Annotated in this window: 24 protein-coding genes, 1 tRNA gene and 1 pseudogene; 10 read left to right on the plus strand and 16 right to left on the minus strand. The window is 67.9% G+C overall.

The features are described 5' to 3' along the window. Positions 1–101: 101 nt before the first annotated feature. Complete coding sequence (locus tag HRU81_09545) at positions 102–2,954, plus strand: TonB-dependent receptor (GenBank protein ID QOJ32330.1); 2,853 nt, start codon at positions 102–104, stop codon at positions 2,952–2,954. A gap of 85 nt (positions 2,955–3,039) precedes the next feature. On the opposite strand, the gene nikR is transcribed toward HRU81_09545, so the two are convergent. Continuing rightward, complete coding sequence (gene nikR / locus HRU81_09550; protein ID QOJ32331.1) at positions 3,040–3,513, minus strand: nickel-responsive transcriptional regulator NikR; 474 nt, start codon at positions 3,511–3,513, stop codon at positions 3,040–3,042. 91 nt (positions 3,514–3,604) lie between these two features. Between nikR and HRU81_09555 the strand changes: the two genes are divergently transcribed. Then, positions 3,605–4,213, plus strand: a complete 609-nt coding sequence (locus HRU81_09555) for a HupE/UreJ family protein (protein ID QOJ32332.1) — start codon at positions 3,605–3,607, stop codon at positions 4,211–4,213. Positions 4,214–4,299: 86 nt separating this feature from the next. Further along, positions 4,300–6,387 carry a TonB-dependent receptor gene (locus tag HRU81_09560; protein ID QOJ32333.1) on the plus strand — a complete coding sequence of 696 codons (2,088 nt, stop codon included), beginning with the start codon at positions 4,300–4,302 and terminating at the stop codon, positions 6,385–6,387. A 266-nt stretch (positions 6,388–6,653) separates the two neighbouring features. Here HRU81_09560 and HRU81_09565 read toward each other — a convergent pair whose 3' ends face one another. The 7 genes and pseudogenes from HRU81_09565 to HRU81_09595 all read right to left on the minus strand — a co-directional run bounded on the left by HRU81_09565 (position 6,654) and on the right by HRU81_09595 (position 9,457). Further along, positions 6,654–6,959, minus strand: coding sequence for a HigA family addiction module antidote protein (locus HRU81_09565; protein QOJ32334.1), 306 nt, complete (start codon positions 6,957–6,959; stop codon positions 6,654–6,656). Positions 6,960–6,969: 10 nt separating this feature from the next. Next, entirely contained in the window at positions 6,970–7,248 is a 279-nt protein-coding gene (locus tag HRU81_09570) for a type II toxin-antitoxin system RelE/ParE family toxin (GenBank protein QOJ32335.1), read from the minus strand. A gap of 277 nt (positions 7,249–7,525) precedes the next feature. Continuing rightward, positions 7,526–7,801, minus strand: a pseudogene (locus tag HRU81_09575) (hypothetical protein). 7 nt (positions 7,802–7,808) lie between these two features. Beyond that, entirely contained in the window at positions 7,809–8,123 is a 315-nt protein-coding gene (locus HRU81_09580) for a HigA family addiction module antidote protein (protein QOJ32336.1), read from the minus strand. 21 nt (positions 8,124–8,144) lie between these two features. Continuing rightward, on the minus strand, positions 8,145–8,423 hold the full coding sequence (locus tag HRU81_09585) for a type II toxin-antitoxin system RelE/ParE family toxin (GenBank protein QOJ32337.1): 279 nt from the start codon (positions 8,421–8,423) through the stop codon (positions 8,145–8,147). 154 nt (positions 8,424–8,577) lie between these two features. Then, a tRNA-Met gene (locus tag HRU81_09590) sits at positions 8,578–8,654 on the minus strand. A 134-nt stretch (positions 8,655–8,788) separates the two neighbouring features. Further along, positions 8,789–9,457, minus strand: a complete 669-nt coding sequence (locus HRU81_09595) for an NAD(P)H-binding protein (GenBank protein QOJ32338.1) — start codon at positions 9,455–9,457, stop codon at positions 8,789–8,791. 110 nt (positions 9,458–9,567) lie between these two features. On the opposite strand from HRU81_09595, the gene HRU81_09600 reads away from it, so the two are divergent. Together HRU81_09600 and HRU81_09605 are read left to right on the plus strand one after the other, a co-directional pair. Then, positions 9,568–10,128, plus strand: coding sequence for an outer membrane beta-barrel protein (locus HRU81_09600; protein QOJ32339.1), 561 nt, complete (start codon positions 9,568–9,570; stop codon positions 10,126–10,128). Positions 10,129–10,267: 139 nt separating this feature from the next. Further along, positions 10,268–10,993 (plus strand): transposase, encoded by a 726-nt coding sequence (locus tag HRU81_09605; GenBank protein QOJ32340.1) that lies wholly within the window; start codon positions 10,268–10,270, stop codon positions 10,991–10,993. 38 nt (positions 10,994–11,031) lie between these two features. Here HRU81_09605 and ychF read toward each other — a convergent pair whose 3' ends face one another. Both ychF and HRU81_09615 read right to left on the minus strand, forming a co-directional pair. Beyond that, entirely contained in the window at positions 11,032–12,123 is a 1,092-nt protein-coding gene (gene ychF, locus HRU81_09610; protein QOJ32341.1) for a redox-regulated ATPase YchF, read from the minus strand. Positions 12,124–12,197: 74 nt separating this feature from the next. Further along, positions 12,198–14,468, minus strand: coding sequence for a patatin-like phospholipase family protein (locus HRU81_09615; protein ID QOJ32342.1), 2,271 nt, complete (start codon positions 14,466–14,468; stop codon positions 12,198–12,200). A gap of 110 nt (positions 14,469–14,578) precedes the next feature. Between HRU81_09615 and HRU81_09620 the strand changes: the two genes are divergently transcribed. After that, positions 14,579–15,100, plus strand: a complete 522-nt coding sequence (locus HRU81_09620; protein QOJ32343.1) for a hypothetical protein — start codon at positions 14,579–14,581, stop codon at positions 15,098–15,100. On the opposite strand, the gene HRU81_09625 is transcribed toward HRU81_09620, so the two are convergent. The 4 genes from HRU81_09625 to HRU81_09640 form a co-directional block, all read right to left on the minus strand. Beyond that, the gene (locus HRU81_09625; GenBank protein ID QOJ32344.1) at positions 15,097–16,767 is read right to left on the minus strand and encodes a mechanosensitive ion channel family protein; all 1,671 of its coding nucleotides are present in this window, start codon (positions 16,765–16,767) and stop codon (positions 15,097–15,099) included. The genes HRU81_09620 and HRU81_09625 overlap by 4 nt on opposite strands. A 77-nt stretch (positions 16,768–16,844) precedes the next feature. Next, on the minus strand, positions 16,845–17,531 hold the full coding sequence (locus HRU81_09630) for a porin family protein (GenBank protein QOJ32345.1): 687 nt from the start codon (positions 17,529–17,531) through the stop codon (positions 16,845–16,847). 56 nt (positions 17,532–17,587) lie between these two features. Next, complete coding sequence (locus HRU81_09635) at positions 17,588–18,295, minus strand: DUF3313 family protein (GenBank protein QOJ32346.1); 708 nt, start codon at positions 18,293–18,295, stop codon at positions 17,588–17,590. Between the two features lie 52 nt (positions 18,296–18,347). Then, positions 18,348–19,019 carry an NAAT family transporter gene (locus HRU81_09640; protein ID QOJ32347.1) on the minus strand — a complete coding sequence of 224 codons (672 nt, stop codon included), beginning with the start codon at positions 19,017–19,019 and terminating at the stop codon, positions 18,348–18,350. A gap of 105 nt (positions 19,020–19,124) precedes the next feature. Here HRU81_09640 and HRU81_09645 point away from each other — a divergent pair, with 105 nt between their 5' ends. Beyond that, positions 19,125–20,291, plus strand: a complete 1,167-nt coding sequence (locus tag HRU81_09645) for a BamA/TamA family outer membrane protein (GenBank protein ID QOJ32348.1) — start codon at positions 19,125–19,127, stop codon at positions 20,289–20,291. Next, a complete protein-coding gene (locus tag HRU81_09650) occupies positions 20,288–21,208 on the plus strand; it encodes a hypothetical protein (GenBank protein ID QOJ32349.1) in 921 nt (306 codons plus the stop codon). Before HRU81_09645 ends, HRU81_09650 begins: the two co-directional genes overlap by 4 nt. A gap of 43 nt (positions 21,209–21,251) precedes the next feature. On the opposite strand, the gene HRU81_09655 is transcribed toward HRU81_09650, so the two are convergent. Beyond that, complete coding sequence (locus tag HRU81_09655) at positions 21,252–21,890, minus strand: hypothetical protein (protein QOJ32350.1); 639 nt, start codon at positions 21,888–21,890, stop codon at positions 21,252–21,254. A 35-nt stretch (positions 21,891–21,925) separates the two neighbouring features. Further along, positions 21,926–22,975, minus strand: coding sequence for an AraC family transcriptional regulator (locus HRU81_09660; protein ID QOJ32351.1), 1,050 nt, complete (start codon positions 22,973–22,975; stop codon positions 21,926–21,928). Between the two features lie 182 nt (positions 22,976–23,157). Here HRU81_09660 and HRU81_09665 point away from each other — a divergent pair, with 182 nt between their 5' ends. Beyond that, a complete protein-coding gene (locus HRU81_09665; protein ID QOJ32352.1) occupies positions 23,158–23,961 on the plus strand; it encodes a hypothetical protein in 804 nt (267 codons plus the stop codon). Between the two features lie 173 nt (positions 23,962–24,134). Then, positions 24,135–24,647 (plus strand): hypothetical protein, encoded by a 513-nt coding sequence (locus HRU81_09670; protein ID QOJ33358.1) that lies wholly within the window; start codon positions 24,135–24,137, stop codon positions 24,645–24,647. Positions 24,648–24,689: the final 42 nt, after the last annotated feature.

The raw sequence follows: 24,689 nt of genomic DNA on the forward strand, positions 1-24,689 counted from the left end.
GGCACCAACAGGATGAGCACGATTGCGGCAGGGGTCGCCGTCGTGCCGGGGCTTTTGGTTTCTTTCGGATGACTGTCCGACTTCCCGGGGGGATAGGGGTAATGAGGATCCACAAGATGCGCGCGGCCGGCACGCTGCTCGGCCTGTCGATCGCCATGGCGCTGCAGCCGGTCGTGGCCCAGGAAATCGCCGAGATCGTGGTCACGGCGCGCCGCCAGGGCGAAGAAAAACTGATGGACACCCCGCTGGCCATCACCGCCTTCGACTCCAATGCCATCGAATCCAAGGGCATCAGCAACCTCCAGGACGTGGCCAACCTCACCCCCGGCCTGTCGTTCTTCAATCCCCTCGGCGAGACCCTGCCGACCCCGGTGATCCGCGGCGTCGTGCCGCAGGACATCTTCGGCGAGAACGCCGCGGCCATCTTCGTCGACGGCGTCTATGTCGCCGGCCGCGAGGGCCTGAACTTCAGCCAGCTCGACATCGCGCGCATCGAGGTGCTGAAGGGCCCGCAGAGCTCCACCTACGGCCGCAACGCCTTCAGCGGCGCCATCAACTATGTCACCAAGGCGCCGAGCGATGTCTTCGAGGCCAAGGCCGAGGCCACCGGCGGCAACCGCGGCAAGCAGAAGATCATGGGCGAGGTCAGCGGCCCCATCTGGGGTGATGCCCTGACCGGCCGCTTCTCTGCGCTGTACGACGAGTGGGATGGCTCCTACGACAACACCCTGGCCCCGGACAACCACATCGGCGGTTACCGCTATCGCAGCTTCCAGGGCAAGCTGCGCTGGCAGCCGGCCGACAACCTGGACATCACGCTCGGCCTCTACCGCTCCAACGACGAGATCGACGAGCCCGCCATCGGCGCCGTCCTCGCCAACTGCGAGGACGAGGTGGAGCAGACCTCGACGAATGCCAGCGAAGGTCCCGGCCAGCGCCTGCTGAACTATTGCGGGCGGATCCCCAAGCTCGACCAGCTGCCGAAGCCCCTCGACCCGGCGCAGTTCCCGCTGGGCGTGCCGCAGCCCCACATGCTCACCCGCGACTCCATGCCCAAGGACGCCCTGGGCACCGGCCAGGACCGCAACCTGACCCGCGGCAACCTCAACATCAACTGGGACACCGACTACGGCAGCCTGACCGCGCTCACCGGCTACTCCTTCATGAAGGAGAGCGCGATGTATGACTTCAACCGCATCACGGGGCATGCCACGCCGCTGGTCTACTGCTTCCCGGCCACGACCACCGAGCCGCCGACCTGCGACTCGCCGCTCTCCTGGTCGCGCATCCCGGTCGGCGTGCTGGACCCCGAGCCGGGTCCCCGCGTCGAGGAATGGAGCCAGGAGCTGCGCTTTACCAGCCCGCGTGACCAGCGCCTGCGCTGGCAGGTGGGTGGCTACTACTTCCACTCCACGCTGGAGGACCGCCAGGGCAACCCCGCCCTCTCGCCCTCGACGCCGCTGCCGCCCGGGTTCAACTACGGCCCCGGCGGCAACGTCGGCATCGGCCCGGTCGCGCTGCCGACCAACCTGTCGATCGGCACCTACATCTTCGGTGCCTCGCTGCTGCCGGACGGCGGCCTGGACCCGCTCAACCGGCCCTTCGTCGAGAACAACGAGAAGTCCTGGTCGGTGTTCGGCTCGGCCGACTTCGACGTCACCGAGCAGCTGCAGGCCCGCGTGGAACTGCGCTACACCCAGGACCACAAGTACGCCTACGGCTTCAATCACACCCGCTGCGTGTCGCCGACCCCTGGCAGCGCCTATCCGCTGGCCACGGACCTGCCGGCGGAGTGCGGTGACGAGCTGTTCGACCTGCGCGTCGTGGAGCCGGTCGGCTACGACACCTGGGTCAAGGACATCAACGGCGTCTACCAGCTGGTGCACATCCCCGGCGTGGAGAGCGGCAGCGCCCGCTTCGACAACGTCACCGGCCGGGTCGGCCTGAACTACAAGATGGACAGCGGCTGGATGGTCTACGGCTCCGTCGCCTACGGCGAGAAGCCCGGCGGCATCAACGTGCTGGCCGCCAAGGAAGTCATCGACCCCAGCGGCGGTGTACGCCCCAGCACTATCTTCAACGACTTCGATCCGGAGAAGATCACCGCCTACGAGCTGGGCATCAAGGGCTACACCCCCGACCGGCGCATCCGCATGGACATGGCGGTGTTCTTCAACGACTGGCGCGACATCGTGCTGCGCCAGCTCACCATGACCGACCCGGTCAGCGGCCTGCAGTTCCGCCAGCCGCAGGGGCTGAACGTCAACTCCGGCGATGCCCATGTGTTCGGCTGGGAACTGACCACCGACGTCGGCCTGACCGAATCGCTCACCAGCCGCCTCACCGTCGGCTACACCAACTCGCAGGTGAAGAACGGACGGCTGGATACCCTGGCGCTGTTTCCGAGCTTCTACACCACCGAGCCGAGCTGCGCCCCCGCGGCGATCCAGGCGCTGCCTGCCAACCAGCAGGACGCGAAGGCGGCGGCCTGCCGGCAGATCTCCGGCGATGTCTCGGGCAACACGCAGATGCGCCAGCCGGAGTGGACCGCCAGCCTGTCGCTGGATTACCGGCACCAGCTGGTCGGCGACTGGGACGTGAAGTCCAGCATCACCGGCAACTACACCGGCAAGATGTTCACCGGCAACGAGAACCAGGGCTGGGTGCCGTCGTACAGCAACGTGAACTTCAACATCGGCGTGGAATCACCGCGCTATACGCTGCAGTTCTGGGTGCGCAACCTGTTCGACAACGACAAGCCGCTGTCGGCGTTCCGCGACATCTTCTGGTCCAACGACTCCGACATGTACGCCACCGTGCCGCCGGGTACCGGCACCATCCGCAACGTCTCCAACTTCGACGACTTCCCGCCGATGCGCATGACCATCAGCTACCCGAGCCTGCGCACCTTCGGCATCGACGCCAAGATCCGCTTCGGCGGCGCCGAGAAGTAGGCACGCGACCGGGGAGTGCCGGGCGGGGGGAGGGGCGGAAGGCAATCAGGATGCCTTCCGCCCCCCCCGCCCGGCACCGTCGTTTCTAGCGGTTGCCGAGCCTGGTGTGCTCGTGGCTGTGCGACGGCCCCGCACCGTGGGTATGGCGCTCGCTGGTCACCTGCACCGGCAGGGTCACCAGGCGGCCATGGAACACGCCGCGCTCGGCGGCCACCTGCTGGCCGAAGGCCTGCACCGCGGCCGTCGGTCCCCGCAGCACCGCGATCTCCATGCAGCTCTCGTGGTCCAGGTGCACGTGCAGGGAGGCCAGCGCCAGGTCATGGTGCTCGTGGAAGCGGGCGGTGAGCCGGCTGGCGAGTTCCCGTGAGTGGTGGTCGAAGGCGTAGACCAGCGCCGCCACGCATTCGCGCTGGCCGTCGCCATCGGCCTTCAGCTGCTGCAGGCCACTGCGCACCAGGTCGCGCAGCGCTTCGGAACGGCCGGCATAGCCGCGCCCGCTGGCAAACTGGTCGAGCTCGGCGAGCAACTCGTCATCGAGGGAAATGGTCACGCGCTGCATGGGAACTCCTGCTCACCATTCGTTGACAGGAGCGGTATGAGGAATATATAAAGTCCTCATACCTCTCCCTGGAACCATACGGACAAGAACAATGACCCATCTAAGCACGCGCCGCCTGTCCTCGTCAGCCCTCCGCCTGGTCCTGGCCCTGGCGGCCATCGCCAGCCCCGGCCTCGCCCTCGCGCACCCGGGACATGCGGAACAGGCGGGGTTGCTCGCCGGCATCCTGCACCCGCTGACGGGCATCGACCACCTGCTCGCCATGCTGGCGGTGGGCCTGTGGGCGGCGCAGCTGCGCAGCCGCGCCGCGCTGATGCTGCCGGCGCTGTTCCCGGTCGCCATGGTGGCCGGTGCCGCGCTGGCCTTCGCCGGCATCGCGCTGCCGGCGGTGGAGCCGGTCATCGCGCTCTCGGTCATCGTGCTCGGCGCAGCCATCCTCGCGCGCCTGCAGCTGCCCCTGGCGGCGGGCGGCGCCATGGTCGCGCTGTTCGCCGTGGCCCACGGCTACGCGCACGGCGCCGAACTCCCGGCGGGCGGCAACGTCGCGGCCTATGCCGCCGGCTTCATCGGCTCGACCATCGCCCTGCACCTGCTCGGGCTGTTCCTCGGCCTGGCCGACCAGCGCCGCCGCGGCGGCACGCTGCTGCGCATCGGCGGCTCGGCCATCGCCGTGTCCGGGCTGGCGCTGCTGTTCGCCTGAGCCCCGACCTCACCTGACCCCAACCCATCCTGCCCGTACGCCGCCAGGCCCGAACCTGGCGGCGACGGGAGCGGCTTGCCCGGAGAATGCCCCTGGTGAACACCCGCGCACGCGGCTTCCTGCCCGCGCTCGCCCTCGCCCTGGCTCTCGCCAGCCCCGCCACGGTACTGGCTGGTGGCGTGCCCACCGCACCCGGCAATGAAGTCGTCGTCATCGGCCGGCTCGATGTGCTGGAAGGCGCACCCCTGGCGGCCACCGAGGGCGTGGTCACGCAGGAACAGCTGGACGCGCGGCCGCTGGGCCGGACCGGCGAGATCCTCGAGGTGGTGCCCGGGCTGATCGTCACGCAGCACAGCGGCGACGGCAAGGCGAACCAGTATTTCCTCCGCGGCTTCAACCTCGACCACGGCACCGACCTCGCCACCAGCGTGGATGACGTGCCGGTGAACATGCCGACCCACGGCCACGGCCAGGGCTATACGGACATCAACTTCGTCATCCCGGAGCTGGTGCAGGAAGTCGAGTACCGCAAGGGCACCTACTACGCCGATGCCGGCAACTTCGCGGCGGCCGGCACCGTCAACCTCGCCTGGCGCGACCGGCTCGACCAGCCCTTCGCCACGCTCGAAGGTGGCGAGTACGGTTACCGTCGCGCCCTGCTGGCCGGCAGCCTGGGGCTGGCCGGCGGCGACCTGCTGCTGGCCGCCGACTACACCGGCAACGACGGGCCCTGGGATCTCGACGAGAACCTGTCGCGCCTGAATGCGCTCGGCCGCTACAGCCGGGCCACGGACAGCGGCCGCCTCAGCCTCACGCTGCAGGCCTACGACGCGGACTGGGATGCCACCGACCAGATCCCCCGGCGCGCCGTGGACGCCGGCCTGATCGACCGCTTCGGCGCCATCGACCGCAGCGACGGGGGCGCGAGCCACCGCTACAGCCTCGCCGCCCATGCGGACGGCGCGCTCGGTGCCGGGCACTACCGCGCCCTGGCCTATGCGGTCGATTACCGCATGGCGCTGTACTCCAACTTCACCTATGCCACCGATCCGGTCGACGGCGATCAGTTCGAGCAACTCGACGACCGCAGCATCTACGGCGGCAGCGCCAGCTGGAGCCTGCCGCTGCCTTCGCTCGGGCAATCGGGCGCCCTGCAACTCGGCACAGACCTGCGCTACGACGACATCGGCACCGTCGGCCTCTACAACACCGTGGCGCGCCGGCGCACCGGCACCGTGCGCGAGGATGCCGTGAAGCACGGAAGCATCGCCGCCTTCGCCAGCCTCGACACGCGCTGGCTCGACTGGCTGCGGACCAACCTCGGGCTGCGGGCCGATTACTTCCACTTCGACGTCGACAGCAACATCGCCGCCAACTCCGGCACCGAATCGGCCAGCGAGCTGAGCCCGAAGCTCTCCGTGGTGTTCGGGCCCTGGCGGCAGACCGAGTTCTTCGCCAACGCGGGCAAGGGCTTTCACAGCAACGATGCGCGCGGCACCACCATCCGCGTGGACCCGACCGATCCGTCGGTGCCGGTCAGCAAGGTCGATCCGCTGGTCGACGCCTTCGGCAGCGAGGTCGGGCTGCGCACGGCACTGCTGCCGCGCACCCAGCTGAGCCTGGGGCTGTGGCAGCTGCGGCTGGATTCGGAGCTGCTGTTCGTCGGCGACGCCGGCATCACCGAGCCCAACCGCAAGAGCGAGCGCCGCGGCCTGGAGTTCTCCGTGATCCACTCGCCGCTCGACTGGCTGGTGCTCGACCTCGACCTCGCCTGGACCCACGCGCGCTTCGACGAGCCCGACCCGAACGACCCGGCCGCCGGCGACCGCATCCCCGGTGCGGTGGACAGCGTGGCGGCACTCGGCATCGCCATCGATCATCCCTCCGGCTGGACCGGCGGCCTGCGTATCCGCCACTTCGGCCCGGCACCGCTGGTCGAGGACAACTCCGTACGCTCGGAGGCCACCACGGTGGTCAACCTCGAGGCCGGCTACCGCCTCACGCCCCGTGTGAAGCTGACCGCCACGCTGCTCAACCTTTTCGATGCCGAGGACAACGACATTACCTACTACTACGAGTCGCAGCTGCCGGGCGAGCCGGCACCGGTGGCGGACATCCATTTCCACCCGGTGGAGCCGCGCACGCTGCGGCTGGCGCTGACGGCGGGGTTCTGAGCAGGGCGACCGCGAGGCGCGGGCCCCGGCGCCTGGGAACGCAACATCGACAGCCATGTGAAGAACCTGCGCGCCAGGCTGCGCCCGCACTTCCCCGGCGAATCACCGATCCAAAGCGTTGATTCGTCAACACGTAGCCGGCTGGCGCTCGTTGGCACTTCAAATGCGGTGATATGGGCTTGTGGGGATCCCCCACAAATCTCCACAGTCTCCAGTGCTGAGTCTCTGCTGCGAGCACCGTACCCGGCAATCCGAGGGCACTCGTCCTACATCGCAATTGGCAGGACCTCGCGCTCGATTTTCCTGGCATTTGCGATCTCGGCAACGCGCAGGTCATAGATCGCCTGCAGATTCAGCCAGGAATGGGCATCACCACCAAAATAGCGGGCGAGCCGCATGGCGGTGTCGGCGCTGATCCCGCGGCGGCCAAGCACCACATCATTGATCCGGGGTGGCGGCACCCGTAGCGCCTTGGCGAGCGCGTTCACACTCAGGCCCGAAGGAATCAGGAAATCCTCGCGCAACACCTCGCCGGGATGTACCGGCCGCATGCCATTCTTCCTGCCTGCCATAACGCCTCCTTCAGTGATAGTCGACGATTTCCACAGCCTCGGGCCCTGCCGCTGTCCAGTGAAAACAGATCCGCCACTGGTCGTTGATGCGAATACTGTGCTGCCCCTTCCTGTCGCCCTTGAGAGCTTCCAGCTTGTTGCCCGGCGGTGACGCCAGGAACTCGAGTGTTACAGCCGCCTCGAGCTGTGTCAGCTTTCGTGTCGCAATCTTCAGGATCGACCCGAAACGCTTTGACTTGCCGGTCTCGAACAGCGCCTGCGTGTCGGAACAGCGAAAGCTCTTGATCACGTCAGGAGCTTATAACGGATAACGTTATACGTCAACTCCGGGAATTGCACGTGCAATGCCCGGTTGGCGGGCATCTCCCACAGTTCCACGCTGGAGTACGCCCGCTCCAGATTCACTGAACCGCAGCTGGTCAGAGCTGGGGCAATGTGTGCCCGGGGCGCGCGACAGGCGGGGTGGCGGGCTGGCAGACTCGGCCGATGGCGTGGTTTGAATTTCCTATACGCATACGCCGACTTGTCATAACGCAACAAGAATCACCCATTTGGGTGATGTGGAGTCCGATGGCCTTCTTGTAGTCCGAGATAACTTTTTTCGCCTTGGCAACCGATATGTCCTGGTTCTTGATCATGTCAGGCCACAACCAGCGCGCGAGTGGCATTTTGTAGGGCCTGAGCACATCGTCGCCCAAACAGAACCGAGCGTGCAGAAAGGCCTGGTTCTCCTTGCTGGCGGCGTACAGGTCTTGCACGACCTTGAGCAAATCGGCCCGGTCGAATTCGGCCAGTTTGGCTTTGATGTCGCTCCAGGTCCCAGTGGCTATCTTGGTTGCCATGCAGGGCTCAACGAACCGCGGATCGATCAGAGCCTCGCGCGGCGGAATAGCGCTTGATCGACAGCCCGCGTGCGCGCTTGCGCGCCTGGGCCAGATCGTAAGCCGTCTGTAACGCGAGCCACGCCTCGGCACTCCCGCCAAAGGCCTTGTCGAGGCGGATGGCCATGTCCGATGAAATTCCTGCCTTGCCGTTCACGACGTTGTTGAGCGCCTGCCTTGTCACCCCAAGAACCTTGGCCGCCTCGGTGACCGACAGCGCCAGGGGCTCGAGGCAGTCGTAGCGAATCGACAGCCCCGGGTGCGGTGGTTCCTTCATGGCCATACAGATTCCCTCCTCGAATACTCAGTGATAGTCGATCAGGTCCACATCAACGACATCGGCGCCGTGGAACCTGAAAATAATCCGCCAATTGGCGGAGACCCAGACGGACCAGAAGCCCTTCAGTTCACCCTTCAACGGATGTAGCCGCCAGCCTGGGAGGTTTACCTGCTCCGGCACCTGTGCCACGTCGAGCCGCGCCAGAATTCGCAGGGCCTTCGGCACGAGCGACGCCGAAATACCCTTGGCATTTCCCTGCGCATAGAGCCGGGACAAGCCCTTGTGGCGGAAACTGCGGATCAACAGAAGGCTCGCCGGCCAGAGCAGCCAACACTTTATAGTGACAAGTGTCACTTGTCCATTGTGGGACTATTCCCCACAGTGCTACGCCAGGGTACGCCCGTGGCGAAAGCTGCAATAGAGAATAAGTATTTGTATTGGAAGAGATAAGTGGTGGTGGTGGTGATGGGTGGACTTGAACCACCGACCTCAGCATTATGAGTGCCGCGCTCTAACCAGCTGAGCTACATCACCACGCTGGCGACGCCCGGTTCTAGATGGGCCTGCGGGCAGGCCCTGGGCGAGCGTGGGGCGCATTGTCTTTGCACCCCCCTCCGCTGTCAAGAAACCCTTTTAGAATCAGCAAATACCCGGGATGTGCCGGGCGCCTAGAGCTCCGCCGGCGCCAGCGGGGAGCCATCGATGTTGACCGCACGGGCACTGTCCACGGCGGCGAGTGCCTGGTGGATGGCCCTGGGGCTCTGCAGCGCGAGGAACAGCATCTCGCCGAGGTCGGTGAGCGAGATGTAGCCGCTGACGGTGTTGCTGGCGGTGAGGATGGCGGTGCCGGTGCCGGGGCGGCGCGTGGTGCCGCCGGCGCGGACGATGGTCCAGTCGAGATCGGTGCCGCGCAGGCGGTTCTCCGCCCACTCCTTGGCGCGCAATGCCCGGCCGGCGATGGCCTTGACGAAGGGATCCACGGCGGCCGCGCTGTCGCCGCAGCCGATGGAGCTGGTCAGCACGAAGCGGCGCACGCCGGCGGCGACCGCGGCGTCGATCACGTTGATGTTGCCCTGGGTGTTCATCTGCGGCGAGCCGCCGAGGATGGCGACCACCGCGCAGGCCGCGCCGTCGCGGCCGGCGAAGGCACGGGCCACGGCGGCGCGGTCGGTCATGTCGCAGAGCATCGATGTGGCACCGGCACGGGTGATGTAGTCGAGCTCGCGCGGACCGCGCAGCAGCGAGAGCACCTTGTAGCCTGCGGCGACGGCCCGCTGCGTGAGGCGGAGGCCGGGGTCGGTGTCGCCACCGAAGACGAGGACGGTGTCGTAGCTCATCGCTGGGGCCGCATGCCGGGTCGTGGCCGGTCGTCGTCGACGATACCCCAGGCGCCGCGGATGCGCCATAATCCCCGGCACGCCGTTCCCGGCCGCGAAAGGACCTTCACATGCAGCGGAATGTTTCATGCCTCCTCGCCCTGCTCGCCGCGGCCATGCTGCCGGCCACCGGCCTGGCCGGTACCGACAGCGGCTTCTACATCGGCGGCGCCGCCGGCCAGGCCAAGGTGGGCGACATCGATGCCAGTGCCATCGGCACGGGCAGCAACCTCAGCTTCGACGGCACGGACACCGGCTGGAAGGCCTTCGCCGGCTACAACTTCGGCTGGATCCCCTTCGTGGATCTCGCCATCGAGGGTGGCTACATCGACTTCGGCAAGCCCGATGACCACGGGCTCAGCATCGATGCCAACGGCTGGGATCTCTTCGGCCTGGTCGGCGTCAACCTCGGCCCGGTCGGGCTGTTCGGCAAGCTCGGCATGGTGCAGTGGGATGCCGACGCCTCGGGCGGCGGCTATTCCGGCAGCGACGACGGCACGGATCCGGGCTACGGCGTCGGCCTGCGCATGAAGTTCGGCTCCGTGGAAGTCCGTGCCGAGTACGAATACTTCGACATCAGCGCCGCCGACGACGTGTCGCTGGCCTCCATCGGCGCAGCCTGGACCTTCTGAAAAAGGTGCCGAAAAAGGTGCCCGAAAAAGGTGCCTGACATATTTTCCGTTTCCGGCCACTCCTGACGGTTTCACGGCATGACGAGCGGCGGCCCGGGCGTTAGCGTGGTCCGGTCCACGCCACCGGGAGTGAAGCCCCATGGGGCGGCCGCCGCGCGTCCTGCTGCCCGGATTCCCGCACCATGTGATGCAGCGGGGCCATAACCGGAACGCCGTCTTCGTCGAACCGGCCGACTACGAGGTCTACCTCGCCAACCTCGCGCACTGGAAGCAGGTCTTCGACGTCGCGGTGCAGGCCTGGTGCCTGATGACCAACCACGTGCACCTGGTGCTGGTGCCCCGCCGGGAAGGCGCCGGCATCTCCGGGCTGATGCGCCGCCTCTCCGCCCGGCAGGGTCGCTACGTCAACCGCGTCGAGGGGCGCCTCGGCACACTGTGGTGCGGACGCTTCCACAGCAGCGTGCTGGATTCGGACGCCTACCTGCTGGCCTGCCTGCGCTACGTCGAGATGAACCCGGTGCGCGCAGGGATCGCCGCCCACCCGCGGGATTACCTCTGGAGCAGTTGCCGTGAGCGGATGGGCCTGGCGCCACCGGGCCTGCTCGATCCGGACGCGGGGATGGACGGCCTCGGCGACACACCAGAGGCCCGGCGGCAAGCCTACGCCCGCTATCTCGGCGCCGAGCCCGATATCACCGAGCTTGAGCTGATCCGCGGTGCCGTCCAGCGCAACCGGCTGACCGGCGGCGACCGGTTCGTCGCCGAGATCCAGCAGCGCACGGGGCTGCGGATCGAGAACCGCGGCAGGGGGCGGCCGCGGCGGGAAAATATGTCAGGCACCTTTAAGACGATACCGCGAAAATAAGTCTGACACCTTTTTCAAAAATAAGTCTGACACCTTTTTCAGACGTTGAAGCGGAAGTGCATGACGTCGCCTTCGCGGACGAGGTAGTCCTTGCCCTCGAGGCGCAGCCGGCCGGCTTCTTTCGCGCCCTGCTCGCCCCGGCCCTTGATGAAGTCGTCGAAGGCGATGACTTCGGCGCGGATGAAGCCTTTCTCGAAATCGGTGTGGATCTCGCCGGCGGCCTGCGGCGCGGTGGCGCCGCGGCGCACGGTCCAGGCGCGGACTTCCTTTTCACCGGCGGTGAAGAAGGTCTGCAGGCCGAGCAGCCGGTAGCCGGCGCGGATGACGCGGTTCAGGCCGGGCTCCTCGAGGCCGAGGTCGTCGAGGAAGGCCTGCTTGTCGGCGTCGTCCAGCTGGGCGATCTCCGCCTCGATGGCGGCGCAGACCACGACCACCTCCGAGCCGTCCGCAGCGGCCAGTGCCTGCACCCGCTCGACGTACCCGTTGCCGCCGAGGCCCTGCTCGTCGACGTTGGCGACATACATGACCGGCTTGGCGGAGATCAGAAACAGCTCGCGCACCGCCTGGCTGTGGTCCTCCGGCACCTCGAAGCTGCGCGCCGGATGCCCGGCGCCGAGGTGGTCGCGCAGCCGCTCCAGGCACTCGCGCCGCGCGACGTCTTCCTTCTTTCCGGTCTTCGCCTGCTTGCCGGCACGCTCCACGGCCTTCTCCACCGCGGCGAGGTCGGCGAGCATCAGCTCGGTGTTGATGACCTCGATGTCATGCACCGGGTCGACGCGGCCGGCGACGTGCACCACGTCGGCGTTCTCGAAGCAGCGCACGACATGGGCGATGGCATGGGTCTCGCGGATGTTGGCGAGGAACTGGTTGCCGAGCCCCTCGCCCTTCGAGGCGCCCTCCACCAACCCGGCGATGTCGACGAACTCCACCGTGGTGGGCAGGATCTTCTGCGGCCGGACGATCTCGGCCAGCTGCGCCAGGCGCGGGTCCGGCACGGCCACCACGCCGACGTTGGGGTCGATGGTGCAGAACGGGTAGTTCTCGGCGGCGATGCCGGCCGCCGTCAGGGCGTTGAACAGGGTGGACTTGCCGACGTTGGGCAGGCCGACGATTCCGCAGCGGATGGGCATGACAGCGAACGGCAGGCAGACTTCGGGGCGGCCATCCTAAACGGGGTGGCGCGGAATGCAAGGCCCGCCCGGGTTCAGCGGACCTCGTCGAGGATCGAACCCTCCGGGATCGGGCGGCCGATGGCGAGCTGCAGCTGCCAGCTGCCGTTGTCGACGTAGCCCAGCGAGAGGATGAATGGACCGGCCGGCGAGCGGCCGCCCAGCGAGCCGGCGATGCCGTAGAGCGCGCCGTCATTCACGTTGTCGATGCGGTCCCCCATGCGGCCCGCCTGCAGGCGCAGCCCGGCATACAGGGCCTGGCTGAACAGCGACTGGATGTCGGCCAGCTTCCAGTTGTAGGAGGTGCCGGCATACCAGTAGCTGGTGCCGCGCAGCTCGCCCCGCTGCAGGCCGGGGAAGGTGCGGATGCCGCCGATGCGGAACTGGTCGGTGAGCGGCAGGTCGCCGGACAGCTCCTTGCCACCGCCGACCATGAGCTGCAGGGCGTCGCCGCGGAAAGGGATGACCCGGGTGATGACCCCCTCGGCGACATCGTAGTCTTCGTCGCCGCCGAGCCAGTTGCCGCCATGCGCATACTTGGCGTTGATGAAGGTGCCGCGGGTCGGCACCCCGACCGCATCGCGCGTATCCCAGACCATGCCCACCTGGATGGTCGAATCGCCGGTCCAGCCCTTCTCCGGCAGCACCGTCAGGCCGGTGTCGCGCTTGGCTTCGTACCAGCCGCTGCGCAAGCCGATACGGAACTGCGCGCGGGAATCCAGGTTCATGCCCAGGTCCAGCTGGCCGTAGCCTTCACGCTGGAAGTAGCGCGCGACACGCTCGCCGTCGCTGTAGATGTCCTCGATGTTCATCTCCACGCGCGCCAGCGGCTGCACGAAGAACCGCTGGCGCACGTCCAGCGGCTGGTAGAAGTCGGTCTGCACCAGGCTCTGCGTGCCGATCTGCAGGGTGTTGTTCCACGCGCCTCCGTAGGCGTTCACCCAGGTGCGGCTGCCGTCGGCGCGCAGCAGCGCCTGCAACTGCCCGTCGCCATCGGCCGCCAGGCCGAGGTCGAAGCGGATGTAGTTCGGGCCCCAGCCCTTCTCCACCGCACGGATTTCCAGCGTCGCGGCATCCGGCGGGCCGCTGATGTCGTACTCGACGCGCTCGAAGTCGCCCAGCGCGAAGACGCGACCGGTGTCCTCGGCGATCTGTGCATTGGTGACCTCGGCACCCGGCTTCACGAGCTTCAGCTGCGCGCGCACGTACCCCGGGTTGACCCGCCGCAGCCCCTCCAGCCGCACCTCGGCCAGGCGCGTGGTCGGCCGGGTGGCCCGGTCGATGCCATGGCGCCAGGCCAGGTACTGCTCTTCCGGCAGGGCGTAACGGCCGAGCTCGGCCTTCATTTTTTCTGCAGCTGCCCGGCCGAGCGGAATGGCGTCGGGTACCCGCTCGAAGGAGGCCGAGCCGATGTTCCCCATGGGCACCACGATGCTCACGTCCTGCGGGCCCAGTGTCGCGAGCTGCGCGTTCTGGTTGGCATCGATCATGACATCCAGCGAGCGGCCGGCCAGCGCCACCGCCGACAGCAGGTCCTCGGCCTTCGGCGGCGGCGATGCCAGCGACACCGCGATCACCACGTCGGCACAGAGGTGGCGCGCGATGTCCACCGGCAGGTTGCGCATCATGCCGCCGTCAGACAGCACGCGGCCATCCAGCGTGACCGGCGCAAAGGCCCCCGGCACCGACATGCTGGCGCGCATGGCCACGGAGAGGTCGCCGCTGTCGAGGACCACCATCTGGCCGCCGAGCATGTCCGTGGCCACGGCGCGGAACGGGATCGGCAGGTCATCGAAATCGCGGACCACGCGCGCATGGGCGACGAGGCCGCGGATGACGTCCTCGATGTCCTGCGTCTTCAGCAGTCCGCCCGGTGCCTGCAACCTGCCGCGCTTGATGCCGAACTCGATGTTGTTGGTGTAGTTCTCGCCGGCGAGCTTCTCGCGGATGGGCGTGCGGTCACGCAGGCCCTCGGTGCCCACCGTCTTCGCCCAGTTGATGGCGAGCACCTCGCGCTCGATTTCCGCCGCCGGCATGCCGGCCGCAAAGGTGCCACCGACCAGCGCACCCATGCTGGTGCCGGTGACGCAGTCCACCGGCACGCGCAGTTCGTCGAGCACCTGCAGGACGCCGACGTGGGCCGCGCCCTTGGCACCGCCGCCGCCGAGCACCAGGCCAATGCGCGGGCGAGGCGTCGCGGAGGCAGCGGCGGCAGGTGCGACCGCATCGGCAACGGCTGCGCCGGCCAGCGCCAGCAGGCCCGTCAGAAGTAAGGCCTGGCATCCCAGGCAGGCAGGCTTCCCCATGATCGAGTCCTCCGTCCCTTGATTCTAGCCTGTGCCCGCCGGCCGCATTGGCCCGGGTTCAGGTGCGGTATAGACTGCGGCCGTCGTTTCCCCACAGAGGATGAATCCCCATGCGTTCCCGACTGTTCACCCTGGCCATGGTGGCCCTGGCGTTGCCCGCGCTGGCCCCGGCGCAGGTCAATCCCACGTTCTCCGACCTCACCGAGGCCACCGAGCAGGCGCGCACCATCGTGCAGACGGAGAGGAAGATGATCATCAGCCAGGGCCTCGCCATGACCTCGGCCGAGAGCCAGGCGTTCTGGCCGCTCTATGACAAGTACGCCGCCGAGGCGAAGGCCATCGGCGACCTGCGCGTCAAGGTCATCACCGATTACGCTGCCCACTATGACAACCTCAGCGACGACGTGGCCAGGCAGCTGACCAAGGACGGGCTCAAGTACCAGGAGAAGCTGCTGGACCTTCGCAAGAGCTACCTGCGCAAGTTCCTCAAGGTGCTGCCCGAGACCAAGGTGGCGCGCTTCTACCAGCTCGAGAACAAGCTCGACGCCATCACTGCCTTCGCCCTCGCCCGCAGCATCCCGCTGATCCCGCAGGCGCCGGCCGGGCAGCCCCTCTCCCAGCCGGGCGGCTAGCTCCGCGGGGTCCGGTCGGTGGCACCGGCCGGACCCTCGCCCCGCGCCGCTGGCGGCTGTGCGGGCGCCGCGTACCACTGCTCGCGCGGCACGATCTTCGGCTCCGCCGGATCGCCCTCGTAGGCCGGCGTCATGATCTGCACGCCGTGCTCGTTGAAGACATCGAGGATGTTCTGGTGCAGCGCCGAATAGGCGTCCATCAGGCCCTCGGCCGAATCCTTGTAGGCGTTGAGCTGGTAGACCACGGCGAAGTCGCCGAGCTGCTTCTGCCGCACGAAGGGTGCCGGCTCCTTCAGCACCACGGGCGTGCGTGCCGCCGCATCCACCAGCATGGCGTGCACCTGGCGCCAGGGCACCTCGTAGCCGATGCCGACCTCGGTCTGCAGGACCAGGCCCCGCGTCCGCGCCAGCACGCTGTAGTTGACCAGGCTGCTGGTGGTGATGGTGGCGTTGGGGATGGTGACCTCCTCGTTGCGGATGGTGCGCACCCGCGTGGTCAGCAGCCGCACCTCGGTGACCACGCCCATGACCTCGCCGACCTTGATCAGGTCCCCTGCCTTGAACACACGGCCGAAGGTGGTCAGGTAGCCGGAGATCACTCCTGACACCGCGGAACTCGCGCCGAGCGAGATCAGCAACCCCGCGAAGACCGACACGCCCTTCAGCGCCTCGGTACCCGAGCCGGGCAGGTACGGATAGGCCATCACCAGGGCCAGCGCCAGCACCACCGCGCGCACGATCTTGTAGGTGGGCCAGGACCACTCGCGGTCGAACCGGGGCAGCTCCGTGGCACCACGCTCCACGGCGCCGAAGTAGACCTTGAGCAGCCGCAGGCTGTACCGGGTGATCGCGAACAGGACCAGCAGGAAGAACAGGCTCGGCAGGTAGGCCGCCAGCGATTCGCCGATGTGCACCACCGGCTGCACCACGAACAGCCCGAGGTTGTCGGCGATCCAGCCGGTCCAGGGGAACTGCGCCAGCACCAGCTGCAACCAGACGAACACCAGCGCCAGCCGCAGCAGCAGGCGCGTGGCGCGCAGGCCGCTTGCCATCGGCCGCCAGAGCGACAGCTGGCTGCCGTGGCCCATGCCAATGGGCAGGGACTCGACGCGGGCACGGAACAGGCGCTCGACCAGCCGCTCGAGACGCCTGAAGGCGATGTTCAGCAACCACAGCAGCGCGACGAAGCCGGCGCTGGCGGCCAGCGCCACCAGGGCGCCCCGCACCAGGTGCTCGTCCGAGCGGTTGGCGCGATAGCCATCGATGGCCCTGCGGACCCCTTCGGCGTACACCCCCGCCAGCGACTCGGGCGCCACCGACTCGAAATCGCCGTCGGCCTGGAACACCGTCATGATGCGTTCGGCCCCGGCCATGATCTGCCAGGTGCCGGCCACGGGCAGCAGCGTGACGTCAGCCGGCGTGATGGCCGGATTGCGCGCCGCTTCGCGGATGCGCCCGGCAATGCGTTCGGCACGCTCGCTCGCCGGCACCGAGGGTGAGCCACGGACGGTGAACACGGTGCGGCCGTCGACCTGCACCGCCGCCGAGGGGATGTCGTCGCCCGCCGCGGTCGCGGCAGGCGGCGCCGCCCATGCCGGCCCGGCGGCCGAGGCACCCACCAGGATCACCAGGACCGCTGCTGCCTTGCGCACCGTCCGCCTGACCATCCGCGTGGCCCCCTCCCCGCGAAATCCCGCCGACGAAGGCAAACCGTGCCGCGGCTGATGCCGCGGCACGGTCTCGCTCAGAACTTGCTGCCGATATCGAGGAACACGCCGCCGAAGTTCGGCGTGCCGCTGGCTTCATCGAAATCCAGCCAGCGCTGGTTGTAGCTGGCGCGCAGGAAGCCACCACGGCTGAATTCCCAGCGCACGCCGGCACCCAGGCCGTAGGACAGCGATTCGGCGCTCTTGGTGTCCACCCAGGTGTCGCAGATGTAGCCCCACCACGGATCCCACCAGCAGCCGGTCTGCGGCGGACCATCGGCGATGTTGGAGTCCACCCAGGTGTAGCCCAGGTTGGCGCTGACATAGGGCGTCAGCGGACCGTCGATGAAGTGATACGTCAGGTTCGCCGACAGGGCGAAGGTCTCGTACTCGCCCGACAGCTTGCTGGTGGCCCCGGGAGAACTGGCCGATTTCAGCACGCCCTTGTAGTCGACATTGCTCCAGTTCAGCTCGCCGCCCACCAGCCAGTGGTCGTCGATGTTGTAGCCCATGCCGAAGGCGAAGCCCAGGTCGTCGTCGCTGTCGATGGTGGAGCCACCCTTGAAATCGACGGTCTCGCTGAAAATGTAGCGGCCGCCGGCATAGGCCTCCCAGTGGTCGGCACGGTTGCCGGGCTTGCTGGCACCGAAGGACTGCGCGTCGGCAGTGGCGGCCGTGAAGCAGGCGGCGACGATCGCCAGGAACGGAAGCAGGTTGTGTTTCACCGGTGTACTCCTGTTGTGTTGTGATGCTGCCGGCAGTGCAGAGGCTGCGGCGATGCTCAGGGCGTCGCCTTCGCCACCGCATGGGCCTCGTCCAGGCGCTTGCGCAGCGCGTCGGCCCAGCGCCGCAGGATGCGGTCCGCCTCGGCGCTGTTGGTCACGCTGGTCTGCCACTGGATCCGCCCCATGCCGCGGCTGACACCGCGGTCGATGGCCCGGGCCAGGATCTGCCCGGTGACCGAATCATGCAGCTCCAGGTACAGCGTCATGGCGCCGGAGCCCTCGCTCAGCGTGTAGCTGCGCCCCGCGCTCATGGTGTCGGGCGCGGTGACATCGAGGTCGATGATGGCCGGGCGCAGCACCAGGACATCCTCCGCCGCGTCCTTGACCACGGTGTAGCCACCCTTGTTCTGCAGCTCCTCGGTGAACACCTTGAGGAACTCGGCCGAGAGCCAGCTGCGGATGGCATCCATTTCCTTCGGTGTCACGCGGTCGGGACCAAACCGATGGTCCTTGTCCCAGTTCTTGCGGAAGGCCACCGGGCAATCGAGGATGGCGACGCGCTTGTACTGGCTGAAATCCACACCCGGGCGGACGTAGAGTACGGCGGCCTCCTCCCCCTTCTGGAGTACCAGGCCGTCCTCGGTCTGCTTCGGCAGTTCTTCTTTCGCCAGCGCGGCGGTCGGCAGGGCAAGGGCGGCAAACGTGGCCATGGCAGCCAGGATGGCGGCGGAAACCACGGCGGACAGACGGCACTGACGGTTCATGGACTTCTCCCCCTCAGCTACGGAATCCGCCGGTATCTTAGCGCGACTCCGGTCAGTGGGTCGTGGTCAGCCCGCGGACCAGCTCCTCGATCCCGCCCCACATCACCTGGATGCCGATGCAGAACAGGAGGAAGGCGGACAGCCGGGCGATGATGGTGGTGCCGGTCGGGCCCACGGCCCGCGCCAGCCGCCCCGAGGAGGCATAGAGCAGGTAGATCAGCAGGCTCATGGGCACGGCCGTGAGCAGCACCTGGAAGGCGAACAGCACCGGATTGCCTTCGGCGACCCCCCGGGTACCGAGCGCAACCGCGACGGAAATGGTGCCAGGCCCGGTGGTGATCGGCATGGTCAGCGGGTAGAAGGCCATGTTCTCCACGTCCCGCTCGGCCGAGGCCTGCAGCATCGATTCACGCCCGCTGTTGTCCTGCTCGGCATTGAGCATCTTCCACGCCGACAGCGCGATGACGATGCCGCCGGCCACGCCCAGCACCGGCATGGAAATGCCGAAGAAGCGCAGCACGAATATGCCCACCACCATGGACGCCACCAGCGTCGCGAAGCAGAAAATCGCCACCCTGCGAGCCAGGGCGCGGCGCGCACTGCGCGAAATGCCCTGCGTGGCGGACAGGAAGATGAAGGCGCCACCCAGGGGGTTGATGATGGAGAACAGGGCCGGAAAGGCCAGCAGCACGAAGGCGGCCGATTCGGTGACGAAACTCTTCATGGCGGTCCTGTCCGGTCCATCTCCGGATGGCGGAAGCCAAGCATTCTAGCCGTATACTGCCGGCCGGTGAGGAACGCCCCGTGGCAACCCGACCGGACGCGCCATGTGCCAGGCAGGCGCACCTGCGGCGGTGCCGGGCTCTGCCTGGCAGTCATTTCCGCACTGGCGGCCACCATGGCCGCCCCGGCAGCAGAGCAGGCGCGGCAAGCCACCACGCCACGCGATGCTGGCGACGGCTGGTTCGACGCCAGCGATTTCCTCGACCATGCCCACGGCTTCCTGCCGCTGGTCACGCCCATCACCGAACCCGCCGTGGGCTATGGCGCCCTGGGTGCCCTGGTCTTCATCGACCGCAATGCGCCGGGTGAAGCGACGGGCTATGCACGGCCAGATATCACCGCTGTGGGTGGCCTCGCCACCGAGAACGGCACCGGCGGCGTGTTTGCGCTGCACCTGGGCAGCTGGCTCGACGACCGGCTGCACACCATCGCGGGCATGGCCAGCACGCATGTCGACCTGGAGTTCTTCGGACTCGGCGGCGATCACGTCAGCGCGGACAACCCGCTGGACTACACCGTGGAAGCACGGGGCGGCCTCGCCGGCGGCAGCTACCGCTGGGGCACCCTGCCCCTGTGGGTCGGCCTGCGCTACGCGCTGGTGAACACCACGGTTTCGCCGGGCGAGCCGCCGGCGGGATTCCCCGGCTTCACGCCCGAGGATCGTGACCTGCGGCTGGGCATGCTGACCCCCACCATCACGCTGGATACCCGCGACAATTTCTTCACGCCTACCCGGGGCTGGTACCTGGACCTGTCCCCGCAGGTCTTCCGCGACTGGCTCGGCGGCGACCGGGATTTCGAAAAGTGGACGCTGACAGGGTTGTACTACCGGCCGCTGGGCGCGAACCTGTTCCTCGCCGCCCGCGCAACCGGCAAGACCAGCAGCAGCGGCACGCCATTCTTCCTGCGTCCTTACGTGGCCCTGCGCGGCGTGCAGGCACTCGCCTACCAAGGCGAGAAGGCGGCGGAAGTCGAGGGTGAGCTGCGCTGGCAGTTTCATCCACGCTTCAGCCTGGCGGGATTTGCCGGTGGCGGCATCGCCCGCGGTGGCGATGCCACGCCGGATCGCGAGTCCGAGGTCCTCGCAGGAGGCGCCGGCCTGCGATACCTGGTGGCGAGTCGCTACGGCCTGCACATGGGCCTGGACCTCGCCCTGGGACCCGACGACCCTGTAATCTACGTCGTCCTTGGCAGTGCGTGGCTGCGACCGTGACCGGAATACGACGCTTTGCGATGGCGGTCTGCGCCGCAGCCCTGCTGGCCGACATGCAGCGCGCAGACGCCGCGCCAGCCCGGGAATCCGCCCCGGCCGATCCGGCAGCGCCGGCCATGGCCAGCCCGGATGCGGGCGACGCTGAGCGCTGGTCATCCTTCCTTCCCCTGATGGCGGATGAAGCGCGCATGCGCGGTTACGACCTGCCGTTGCCTTTCGGCGCGTCTGCCATCTACAACTACCTCGAGCGGGACATCGAGGTCACCGACCTCGGCATCGGCATCGACGGTGCAGCCGTGCAAAGCGTGAGCAACTACGTCGAACTCGGTTCCACCAGCCGCGTCAACGTGGTGCTGGCCCGGTTCGACGTCTGGATCCTGCCTTTCCTCAACCTTTACGCGCTGCTCGGCGATATCGACAACACCTCGACCACCCATGCCCTGGTGACGATTCCCCTGCCCGGTCCCGGCCCGGGTATGCGCAGCTTCGAATTCGCCGGCAAGACCAGCCTCACCGGCATGGTGGGTGGCGGCGGGCTGACGGTGGCGGCAGGCTACAAGGAGTTCTTCCTGATGGCCGATGCCAACTACACGCAGACCGATATCGGCTTCGACGACAGCTTCCGCGCGCTGGTGGTATCGATGCGCTCCGGCTGGAACGGCCGGGTGCGCAACATGCCGGTACGGGCGTGGGCAGGGCTCATGTACTGGGACACGCGCAACATCGCCCGATCGACCGTGGAGGTTCCCGGCGTCGGCAGCATCACCTTCGAGGCCGACCAGGGGCCGAAAAATCCCTGGAATCCGTCGGTGGGCGCCTCCGTGGGCTTCACCCCGCACTGGGAAGGCATGGCCGAGTACGGCTTCAACTTCGACGACGTGAAGGTGTTCCTGGCCGGCGTGGCCTACCGGTTCTGACCGCCAGGACGCCTCCCCCGATGGGGAGGCGTCCTGGCGCCATTCAGGGCTGGCTACCGGCTGCCACCGGCTCCACGCTGATGGCCAGCGCTTCGGTGTAGGTGAGCTCGACCATGTCGCCTTCCTTCAGGCCGCGCGCGAAGGCCTGGCCTTCCGGCCGCTGGACCTCGATGACACGCTGCAGGCCATCGTCGCCGTAGAACGACACGACCTTGCCGTCGTTGGCGACGCTGACGATGGTGACGGGCACGGTGACGCGCTGGCCAACCGCAGCGCCCGGCATGGCGCCTTCGGGCGCGCGCTCGGCGGCCAGGTCGATGGTCGGCGAGTCCGGCGTTTTCGCCGTGCTGATCCTGGCGCCGATGGCCTCGTAGTATCGGGCCACCACATGGTCGCCAACCTTGAGCTGGGGCAGGTTGCGCACCTGGTCGCCGACCTCGATGGTGACCACCTCGCCGTTGTCTGCCTTCAGCGTGACGAGGCGCTTCTCCAGGTTGATGGCCTCGACCACGGCCCTTTTCTCGACGATGTTCTCGACCGTGACCGGCGCGGGCTGGGCCGGGGCGGGCGACGCGGCCTCGGGCGCCGGGGGCGGCGCCTGGGCTGATTCGGCAGGCGGCTTGCCGCCGCAGGCGGCCAGCAGCACGACGGCAGCGGCCGACAAGGCAATGGATCTGTTCATGGGGGTAATCTCCAGTGGCTGGTTGGGAGGTGCGATCATCGGCCCCCGGCGGGTCCGGCGTGCAGGCCATCGCGGTAGCGCCGCGGGCTGGCACCGTACCACCGGCTGAAGGCCCGGGAGAAGCTGCTCTGGTCGGCGAAGCCCAGCAGGTAGGTGACCTCGCCCAGCGACAGGCGCCGATCGGCCAGGTAGCCCTCGGCCAGGGTGCGCCGCGTGGCTTCCAGCAACTGCCGATAGCTCAGGCCCTCGTCCTGCAGCTGGCGTTGCACGGTGCTGACGCCACGATCGAGGCGCCGCGCGATCTCCTCCAGGGCGGCATCCCCCGAGGGCAGCAGCTGCACCAGCAGGTGGCGGACCTCGGTGGCCAGCGGGCTCAAGCGCATGCCCTGCAGGTAGCGCTCGGCCTCCAGCGTGGCGGTACGCACCACCTCGCTCTCATGCCCGACCAGGATCGTGTCGAGCTGCGCGGCGCTGAAAGCCATGGCATCCGTGGTCTCGCCGAAGCTCACCGGGCAGGCGAACAGGCGCTGGTACGCGCCGCTGCGGGTGGTGTCGCCGTGGCGCAGACGCAGTGCCGCGGGCGCAAACGCCGGCCGCGTCACCATGCGGGCCAGGGTGACGACGGCCGCAAACAGCGCGTCCACGATCACCGCAGGCTCGAGCAGCAGCTTCGCCGGATACTCGAAGTGCAGCCAGGCCGGATCGGTGTCGGTATCGAGCCGCAGCTGGTGCGGCTGGGTGCTGATGACGTGACTGTAGCGGCACAGGCGCTGCAGGGCCTCGCGCAGGGTGCCGCTGGCCATCCAGGTGACGCCAAGCACGCTGAAAGTCACGGGACGGATGTGCTCGCCGGCGCGCAGCCCGAAGCCGGCGTCGCCCGTCGTCCGGACCGCCCCCTGCCAGAGGCGCTGCATGGCTGCCGCCACCGAGCGACCCCGGGGCGCGTGCAGCCCTGCCTCGTCCAGACCCGCCGCCGCCAGCACCGGCGCCGGATCCTGGCCGTAGGCCTCACGCAAGGTGTCGGCGACGACGCGCGCCACCGACGTCAGCGTCGTGGGTTCCGGCAATACGGGAGTCTGGCTCATGCAGGGCGAATTGACGCAAACCCGGGGTGAAACCACAAGTGGGACGTGCGTAAATGGTGCCTGCGTAAATCGTAAATGGTGCCTGACATATTTTTTCTGGCGTAAATGGTGCCTGACATATTTTTTCTGCCTGGATGGGCCATGCTACGCTACGCCAGTCAGTGTCCCTGTAGCTCCGCCCGATGACCGCAGTCCGCCGCCCGCCCAATGCCGTCAAGCGCCGCCTGAGTGCCGGCGAGGTGGCCGTCGTCACCGCCGGGCACTCCGGATCGGCCGATACCATCGACCTCATGGGCAGCCTCGGCCTCGACGGCTTCTGGATCGAGGGCGAACACGGGCCGCTCAGCTGGGAGCGCCTCGGTGACCAGTCCCGCGCCGCCGACCTCTGGGGCATGTCCGCGCTGGTGCGGGTGTCGCGGCTCGATGCCTCGCTGATCGTGCGCGCGCTCAGCCTCGGCGCCCACGGCATCGTCGTCCCTGGCGTGCGCACTGCGGACGAGGCCCGCGCGATCGTGCGGGCGGTGAAGTTCGCGCCGGTCGGCGAACGCGGCGTCACCCTCGGCCGGCGGTCCTACGGTCAGCCGCAGTTCCTCCACGAGGAAAACGCGCAGACGGTCGTGGTCGTGCAGCTCGAGGACCCCGAGGCGCTGGCGAATGCCGAGGCAATTGCCGCCGTCGAGCACCTCGACGTCGCCATGGTCGCGCAGAACGACCTCGCGCAGTCCATGGGTCATCTCGGCAACCCCGGCCATCCGGAGGTACAGCGCGCCATGGCCTCGACGCTGTCGCGCATCGCCGCGCTCGGTCCCGGCCATGCCGTCGCCGGGGCGAACATCGCGCGGGCCGCCGATGTGGCCGCGACACTGGCGCTCGGCGTGCGTTTCCTCTACGCCAGCTACGACGCCTGGCTGGGCGCCGCCGCCCGCGACTACCTCGGCGCCGTCCGCAACGCGCCTGCTGCACGGAAGCCGGGCGACAAGGCCTGACGCGAACGCCCGGTGCTCCGGCACCGGGGCAGGCCATGGATTCGCCACCGTCATGGCGTTGCCGACCAGTGGGCGGCAGGCAACCACAACATCAAGGGAGCATCCCCATGCCGAGCACGACGACAACCCGGACCTTCCTGGGCCTTGCGCTGGCATTGGCGTCCGTGGCCTGGATGCCGACGGCCCCGGCCGCGTCCAAAGAGGAGGAGCGCGCTGAGGTGCGCAAGATCTCCAACGAGACCCTGGACAAGCTCTATGCAGCGCAACCGGCAGCACGGGCCGCCGTGAAGAAGTCCGCCGGCTACGCGGTCTTCAGCGCCTTCGGCACCAAGATATTCGTGGCCGGCGGCGGCGCTGGTGAAGGCATCGCAGTCAACAGCAAGACCAGGGCCATCACCTACATGAAGATGGTGGAAGTGCAGGCCGGTCTCGGCATCGGCGTGAAGAAGTTCCGGCTGGTGTGGGTCTTCGAGAAGAAGGCGGACCTCGATGCCTTCATCGACTCCGGCTGGGAGCTGGGCGCGCAGGCGACCGCCGCCGCGAAGGCCGCCGACAAGGGCGATGCCTTCGCCGGCGCCATGTCGGTGAAACCCGGCGTCTGGCTCTACCAGATCACCGACGACGGCCTGGCCCTGGAGCTGACCGCCAAGGGAACCAGGTACTACAAGGACGACGACCTGAACTGAGCCGGGGCGGGCAAGCCGCCTGCACGATCCTCGTCGGCCAGT

It is taken from the genome of Gammaproteobacteria bacterium (genome assembly GCA_015709695.1).
Lineage (GTDB): Bacteria > Pseudomonadota > Gammaproteobacteria > Steroidobacterales.